This is a genomic window from Mycobacterium sp. TH-M25 (genome assembly GCF_057473665.1).
In genome coordinates this window covers 1-7,191 of sequence record NZ_JBYCLA010000039.1, presented here as the reverse complement: position 1 = coordinate 7,191, position 7,191 = coordinate 1, and the positions used below count along the sequence as shown (strand labels likewise).

The 7,191-nt window shown below is 61.9% G+C and carries 9 protein-coding genes; 3 read left to right on the top strand and 6 right to left on the bottom strand.

Features of this window, described 5'->3' with window-relative positions; genetic code table 11:
• Window positions 1-176: 176 nt before the first annotated feature.
• The 3 genes from AC2VOU_RS01535 to AC2VOU_RS01525 form a co-directional block, all read right to left on the bottom strand.
• A complete protein-coding gene (locus tag AC2VOU_RS01535; RefSeq protein ID WP_486955766.1) occupies window positions 177-641 on the bottom strand; it encodes a hypothetical protein in 465 nt (154 codons plus the stop codon).
• A gap of 9 nt (window positions 642-650) precedes the next feature.
• A complete protein-coding gene (locus AC2VOU_RS01530; protein ID WP_486955765.1) occupies window positions 651-1,973 on the bottom strand; it encodes an AAA family ATPase in 1,323 nt (440 codons plus the stop codon).
• Between the two features lie 278 nt (window positions 1,974-2,251).
• Window positions 2,252-3,499 (bottom strand): RNA-guided endonuclease InsQ/TnpB family protein, encoded by a 1,248-nt coding sequence (locus tag AC2VOU_RS01525; protein WP_486955764.1) that lies wholly within the window; start codon window positions 3,497-3,499, stop codon window positions 2,252-2,254.
• A 61-nt stretch (window positions 3,500-3,560) separates the two neighbouring features.
• On the opposite strand from AC2VOU_RS01525, the gene tnpA reads away from it, so the two are divergent.
• Window positions 3,561-4,007 carry an IS200/IS605 family transposase gene (gene tnpA, locus AC2VOU_RS01520; protein ID WP_486955763.1) on the top strand — a complete coding sequence of 149 codons (447 nt, stop codon included), beginning with the start codon at window positions 3,561-3,563 and terminating at the stop codon, window positions 4,005-4,007.
• Between the two features lie 97 nt (window positions 4,008-4,104).
• Window positions 4,105-4,323, top strand: a complete 219-nt coding sequence (locus AC2VOU_RS01515; protein WP_486955762.1) for a hypothetical protein — start codon at window positions 4,105-4,107, stop codon at window positions 4,321-4,323.
• Window positions 4,324-4,327: 4 nt separating this feature from the next.
• Here AC2VOU_RS01515 and AC2VOU_RS01510 read toward each other — a convergent pair whose 3' ends face one another.
• Together AC2VOU_RS01510 and AC2VOU_RS01505 are read right to left on the bottom strand one after the other, a co-directional pair.
• The gene (locus AC2VOU_RS01510; RefSeq protein WP_486955761.1) at window positions 4,328-5,044 is read right to left on the bottom strand and encodes a hypothetical protein; all 717 of its coding nucleotides are present in this window, start codon (window positions 5,042-5,044) and stop codon (window positions 4,328-4,330) included.
• Between the two features lie 56 nt (window positions 5,045-5,100).
• Window positions 5,101-6,357: a hypothetical protein gene (locus tag AC2VOU_RS01505; RefSeq protein ID WP_486955760.1), complete on the bottom strand. Its 1,257-nt coding sequence runs from the start codon at window positions 6,355-6,357 to the stop codon at window positions 5,101-5,103.
• 66 nt (window positions 6,358-6,423) lie between these two features.
• Between AC2VOU_RS01505 and AC2VOU_RS01500 the strand changes: the two genes are divergently transcribed.
• Window positions 6,424-6,624, top strand: coding sequence for a hypothetical protein (locus AC2VOU_RS01500; RefSeq protein ID WP_486955759.1), 201 nt, complete (start codon window positions 6,424-6,426; stop codon window positions 6,622-6,624).
• Here AC2VOU_RS01500 and AC2VOU_RS01495 read toward each other — a convergent pair.
• Window positions 6,601-7,191 (bottom strand): PspA/IM30 family protein (locus AC2VOU_RS01495; protein WP_486955758.1); only part of this gene is annotated, 591 nt, incomplete at its 5' end. The genes AC2VOU_RS01500 and AC2VOU_RS01495 overlap by 24 nt on opposite strands.

Below are 7,191 nucleotides of genomic sequence, written 5' to 3'. Positions count from 1 at the left end.
TCGATAATGACTTGGTCTAGCTCGCTGACCAACTTGCAGCTGTGGTTTCATCTGTTTCATGGCTTTATGCTGCCATTGACGGCGCGGCCGACGCCACAACCGACACGATTTCACGCAAGATTTCCAGTGCGAGACGGTCTCAACCGACAAGCATTAGCACCGACCTTGACCGCTTATCAGTAGGCGCTGAGTCCCGCGTCAGTGGTCCAGATCTCGACGGTGTCGAACGATCTGGTCGCGGCGTAACGATCGCGTTCGACCAGGATCGTAAGATCGCCAGCCCCAAGGGTTTTCGCCGTGAAGTGCTCGATCAGGCTGGTTCCGGTTGCGTTGCCGGCCAGTAGGTCGTTGACGAACTCGGAATTCCAGGCGACATCGTGGATCAGCCACGGCGGGCTTTCTGATGCCGCAGCAGCCAACGCGCGATCGAACCGTTGGGCCGCAGACCGCCGGTCCCCTCCGCATTGGGCAATGAAGTTACCGGTTTCCACGATCGTCGTGATCGGCAGCACGAATCGGACACCGGCGTCGAAACGCTCCCGGAACAGCCGCTGGGTGTCAGCCGCGACGACGTCTGACGTACGGCCCGGGACCTCGAGAAGATGGCACAACACGCTGGTGTCGATGAACTGGACACGCATGCGGCGCCGCTACGAACCGAAGATCGCGTCAAGCGTGCCATGTACGGCGCGGTTGTCGACGTCGTGGGGCCGCAACCGGTCGCGAACTGCGCTTTCGCCTAGCGATGTTTGACCGACCGTCTCGAAATAATCGGGAAAATCAGTGAGTCGATCAACTCGGCTCCACCCTTGTTCGTCGCGGGTGCAGACAAAGACTGATCGATGGTCGTCTCCGGTCAGCGCGTCCAGGATGGCGGGGCTGTGAGTCGTTGCCACCGTTCTTATCTGGCCGTGGGCCGCAGTGGTTTTCAACCGATCCAATAGCAGTGCCGCTTGGGAAGGATGAAGACCGTTCTCGAGTTCTTCGGCAACCAGGACCCGACTGCCGTCGATTTCATTGAGCACTTGAGGCGGAACATCCAGCATTGCAGCAATGATGGCCAGGAAACGCAACGTGCCATCGCTCATCAGCCGAGCCGCCACGGCACGCCTTTCCCCGCCAATCAACTCTTCGATCGTAACCATGACGTCGCCGAGCTGACTGGCCACCGACGACATATCCGACACCTGAGCTTCAGACAATGAGCGGGTGGAATCCAGCAGCGTGTCGCGCGCGCTCGGATCTGCCGACAGTCGCCGTAAAACCGCCGAAAGGTTATCGGCGTTGCGGCGCAACACATTGTCACGCTCGGGCACATACTCGCGCATCTGATGAGGGACGGGGTCGAGGATGAAGATGCCCGAGATCGCGGACAGCATGATCGCGGCCACTTCGTGGACTTTGGCGCCGGCCTTTGTGGTCGCAGGCACTCGCGTGGCGGCCTGCGCTGTGAGCAGCTGAGTGGCCCGCATGGTAATGGCCGGATTGATGCCGCGTTTTCCGTTGTTCCAGCGCACCGAAATGTCCCCAGAGTATTCATCAGGCGGGTCTGAGCGCAGATATTCAACCGGTTCGCCCTTACGCGTTCCCGACGACCATACCGACCACAACCGCTCAGACCTGATCTTGACAGTCGGACTGACCTGGACCTCAAGATCAAGGTGGTATTCGGACCCCTCATAGCTCGCGGTGCAACCGATCTCAAACGATGAGCTACCCAGCGGCGCGCACCCTTCCGACCCGCCGCGAACCACCGGGCCCGGGTGAGCCCCGTCAAGGGAATCGCGCAGATCCCCGCCAGCAGCGAACGCTGACAGCACAGCTAAGCCATCAAGAACATTGGATTTCCCAGAACCGTTCCGCCCGACAAGTAACGTCACGGGTGCGATCGGGATTTCGGCGTCACGGACGCTTTTGAATGCGGGCAACCGCAAAACAGTCAGCTCAGCTCTCGACACCGCGCGCCCTTCCATCCGTTGCCGCATTCTATCGACCGGTCACCCAGGCTTGGGCTGCGCGCTGAACGCTGAAATCCTTACCACGGTCGGCACGATTTCAAGCAAGATTTTCAGTCCTGGCCGCGAAGATTCGGTTACACGCTGATGTTACCTTTTCGATATGCTTCCCGGTGTGGCTGGAGACGACCTGGAAGCACGCGTATCGGCTCTTGAGGAGCAGATGCGTGACCTATCAGGGCGAGTCCAGTTGACCTCCTCCCGGCCCTGAAGGGCCGGGATTCCGAGTGGGCCGCTCATGCGGCCCATCCAGAGTTCTCACTTTCGTGAGCGCACCTTGCGATGCCCGCACCTTGCGGTGCGGCCCCCGGTCCGGGGGTGGGCGCGGGCAGAGCCCGGGCGAGGATTATTTGAGCAGCGTTGTGGTCCGCGTGGTCTTCGTGACCACATGCGACACAAAGGAAAACCGTTTGGCTCTGGCGGTTTTCGGTTGCCGTGTGGCCACACTTGCGGCACTGCTGGCTGCTGTACCTTGCCGGCACCTCGACTAGCGTGGTGCCGGAAGCTTTCATCTTGTGTCCCAACCGTTGAGCGAACAGGCCCCAGCAGTTGGCGTAGATCCCCTTGTTGAGTCCCGCTTTAGCGGCCGCCCCGTTGGGCAGATACTGGCCGGGGTTGTCGGGGTCCGGTTTGGGTTTGGGTTTACGAACCATGTTGCGGACCGGCAGTTGCTCCACCGCGACGACGTCGTAGTTGGCCGCGATCCTGGTGGTGATCTTCTCCACCCAGTCGCGGCGACGATCAGCCACCGTCTGATGCAGCGTTGCTATCTGGTGCACGACGACCTTGCGGCGGGTGCTGCCTTTACGCCGGCGCGCCTTCTCGCGCTCCAACCGGGCCAGCTTCCCCTGCTCGCGTTTACCCATCCTGGGTGCGCGGAACATCTGCCCGTCCGAGGTGGCGATGGTGGTGGCCACACCACGGTCGATACCGATCGTCTGCCCGGCCCTGCCCGCATCGGGCACCGCCGGTTGCGGCGCGGGGAAACTCAGATGCCAGCGACCGGCAGGGCTGCAAGTGATCCTGGCCATGCCCAGCTTGCCTGCCGGCAACGCCCGCGACAGCCTGAACCTCACCCAGCCCAATTTCGGCACCGCGACCTGCGCCCATCGCTGGTTACCGACCTCCACTTTGGTGTCGCGCACACAGAAGCCTTCCGACTGCCCGCGCTTGCGAAACGTTGGCGCGTTGGCGGTGCCGTCGAAGCAGGCTTGTGTTGCCCGGTCGAAGTCGCGTAACGCCTGCTGCTGAACCGATGATGATCCGGCAGCCAGCCACGCGAACTCCTGACGCGCCTCGGCAAGCTGTTTCTGTCGCACCGCCGGACCCGGCGCCGAACGCCCCGTCGTGCCACGCTGGCGGTGTTCGCGATACCGGAACTGCTCGACCGCGAGGTTCCACACGAACCGCGCGTCCGCGCAGTGGCGTTCCCGCATAAAAACAGCCTGTTCCCCGGTCGGGTACAGCCGGTAACGGTGAGCCACGCCGACAACCTAACTGCGGGTACCGACACCTGTGTGCATCCCGCCACCATAGCATTGGTCTATGTTTTCCGATAACGATTACCGGCGTGGCCGTAGCGTTGTTTGCGCACTTCATGCCCACTTGGTCTTTGTGACGAAGTACCGCCGGGGCGTCCTCACCGACGAACTACTGACCCGCTGCGAGCAGGTGATGCGCCAGATCTGCGCCGACTTCAACACCACACTGGTCGAATTCAACGGCGAACACGACCACGTACACCTGCTGATCGAATACCCGCCCACCGTGCAACTATCCAAACTCGTGAACAGCCTCAAGGGTGTGTCCGCCCGCCGGCTGCGCTACGAATTCACCTACTGGATCAACCAGCACAGCATGAACGGCCACCTATGGTCGCCGTCCTACTTCGCCGCATCCTGCGGCGGCGCACCCTTATCGATCATCACCCAATACATCGACCAACAGCGCCGACCACCCAGTAGACCCGGAAGACCCAAATTGATGCGCTAACCCGGCCCTAAACGGCCGGGCTTGCGCGCTACGACAACTGGTCAGCGAGCAGGACGCGGCTGCGCCGCGGGTCCTCGCCGGAGCCGCAGACCGCGATGTGAGCGCGATCCAAGCCGAACTGCACGATTTCCGTCAGGCAACCAACGCCAGTTTCAACGCGCTGCGGCAAGACTTCGTCGACCTCCGTGCACATGTTGACCAGGGATTTACGCAGCTCAACCAAGCATTTACCGAGGTGCGGGGCAGGCTTGACGGCTCAGCCGCCGGCCAGCAGCGCATCGCCGACCTGATCCAGACGCTGATCGACCAGCAATAGGCTTTCAACACTCCCACGGCATCCGTGTAACGCTGTTGGGCATGCCTGGTTTCCACTCAACGGAGGCGGTGAAGAGGTCGCGGAACTGGTGCCTGTTCGGGTAGAAGCCCGGCTTGGTCCAGGATCGCTGTAGGTTTCCGGTTGGAATGCGGGGCCTTCCTTGAAGGCCGGGATGTCCGGGCGGGACCATAACGAACATCTCGAAATCGTCGGTGATTGCGCTGATGCACCCATCGCTGTTTCCGTAAAGGAAATCGAGCGGGTACCACCGGCCGAGCCATTCGTAATCTGTGTCGGTGTATCCGATCTCGCGCCACGGCGGAGGGGTATGAAGGTATCCGTCGGGTGTGTAGCGTGCAGTGCCATCTATATATAGATAGTCGGTGGACAGGGTATGGGCGATTCGGCGGGCGTGCGGCATTTGTTCCTGAGCAATGACTTTCGTCGACACGACGTTGACCGGACCGCGAAATCGCCGACTGAGTGATGGGAAGTCTGGATCGTTCTCCGCGGCAAGCGGGCCCGGGTCGATCTCACATATTGCATTACCTCCGGCGAGGGCACTAAATGCAGCCGCAATATGTTTAAACGGACTGACGTGAACGTAATTCGCCGAGTCCGGATCTGCATCCTCCCGGATGGGCACACCGAGCATGCTGGCGGTTTTGATTTCACCGATACCGCTGTGGTCGCCTCGGCCGAGGCCATGCCAGTAGCGCATCTTTGTGCTTGACGTCCTCATCTGGCTGTCGGGTCTGGCATCGCAGTTGTCCGTTATCACCAGACTTGTGCTGCGCGCCAGTCGTTGTGCGAGGCCTTACGCAGGACTGCGCGGCCTGAGCGGGCTGGAATCCAATAGATCGGCTCACGGTCGGCCCATTGCTGGGGCTCGTGGATGGTCAGTGTGGTGTCGGTGATGGTTGCGCAGGTGATGTCTTGATCGGCCAGGACTGTCGTCAGATGGGTGGCGTAGTGCGAATCGTCGTAAACCCATACCGACTCGTTCAGGGTGGAATCGTTGGGAGGCCGGCGGTCGACACCGAGCTGGGCGCCAGCTGCGCCGGGTTGAATCGAGGCGTCCCAGGCGGCCAGGGTGTAGTCGTCGCGCCATGGTGTGAGTAGTTCGGTCGATGCTCGCCAGATGGTTGCGGCGTCAGGTAGCTGATCCCGCATGTCCGCGAGCCCGGCCGGGGCGGCGCCGGGCGTATCTGCGGTGAGGCCGACGACGAAGCCGTCACGGCCGCGGGCGGCTAATTCGCTCCACGCCTCGATAGCCGTGGTCACTGGTGTGGCGCAGCTGTTGGCGATCAGGATCGCCCATGCCGCGGGGATTACCTCTGCGCGCTGCGCACCCAGTGCCTCGGCGCGACGCACGGCCTGTCTGATTGTTCGAACGCCGGCGATGGGATCGAACGGGTACATCGAGCCGCTTTGCCCAGCAGGAGGGACGATCCCCACAAAGTGCAAGCCCCCGTCTGGCTTCACGTCCTTCCAATCCATTGTGAACAGTGAGGTCAGTACGGGATGCTCCGGGCGTGGGCCGCGGGCCAGAACCAAACCCTTGTAATAGCGGGCGATTTCGGTGAGGCCGTAGACGAACTGGGTTTTCATGGTGTCGGTGAGAAGATCTTTGACACGGGGATCTAATTCGATTCTGTCGCCGTAGATTTCACCGCCGCCCCAGCTGGTGTTACCGATGTCTAACCCCACGACAAACGTCGAGTGGTCGAACTCTTGGCGGGCTTTGATCAGCCTGTCGGCCGCGTCGTTGTCTTTCTCGCGTTGGCACGACACCAGCAGGGCGCTGAACAGCGACCCGTCCTTCTCATCGCCGAGCGCGGTGAATGCTTTCTGGTACTGGTCGATGACTGCGTCGTCGAGGGCGCGGTTATTGCCGTATTCGATCGCTTTTTGTTGCTCAACGCTGGGGCCGCCCGCTTCGGCGAACTGCTCGGGGTCGGCCCTGAGGTGTTCGCGCAGGATCGTAATCCACTGTCCCAGTTCCCAAGTCGCGAGAAATTCTGTATCAGCCATTGGTCGCCTTCCTTGAATGCGTTCGAACTTAAACCGCCCGCCGCGGCACCGTTTATGATCTTCTCTATGTCCGGGCCCGAAATCCAGCGCCAGGTGCGCCAGCAGCGCGCCGACATCGACGCGCTTTACGAGCTGGTCCAGGGGGTTGATCAGAAAGTCGATGCCCTGGATGCCAAGCTCGATCGGCGCGTCGATGCCCTGGATGCCAAGCTCAACGAAATGGGTGGCCAACTCGCGGACGTTCTACGTTTGCTCGGCGGCCGGTAACGAATGTCCCCGGACCGAGGCGCGGATCTGCTCTAGCCGGAGCCGGCCCGCCCATCCCGTCTCGGTCGGGTCGGTGATGGCCGCGGTGTGGCGCTGTATTTGGGACAGTTCGGCGGCGCCAAGCGCGGTGGCGTAGCGCTGTTCGATCCTGTCGCGGATCTCGGCGAGGCTGGGAGTGTCCGCGGGTGCGGCGAGCTCGCCCATCGACCTCAGCGACGCGCTGACCTGTTCTTGCATTTTGGCCTGCTCGAGCTGGGTGAGCAGCCTGGCGCGCTGGTGGAGCTTTTGCTGAAGAACCATCGCATTGCGCTCGACGGCCTTGCTGGCGTCAGCGGCGGCGCTGAGCGCCTCGTCGTGTAATCCCTTGAGGTCCTCCATGTTTTGTTCGGCGGTGACCAGCTCGACCGCCAATGCGTGAGCGGTGTTGTTGAATTCGGCGGCGGTCACGATGTCGCCGGCGTCAGCCGCGGTGTCGGCGAACCTGACGGCCTGGCGGATATCGGCCTGGAGCTTCTCGATGTCGACGAGCTGATGGTTGAGGCGCATTTCCAGTTGGCGGCGCGCCGC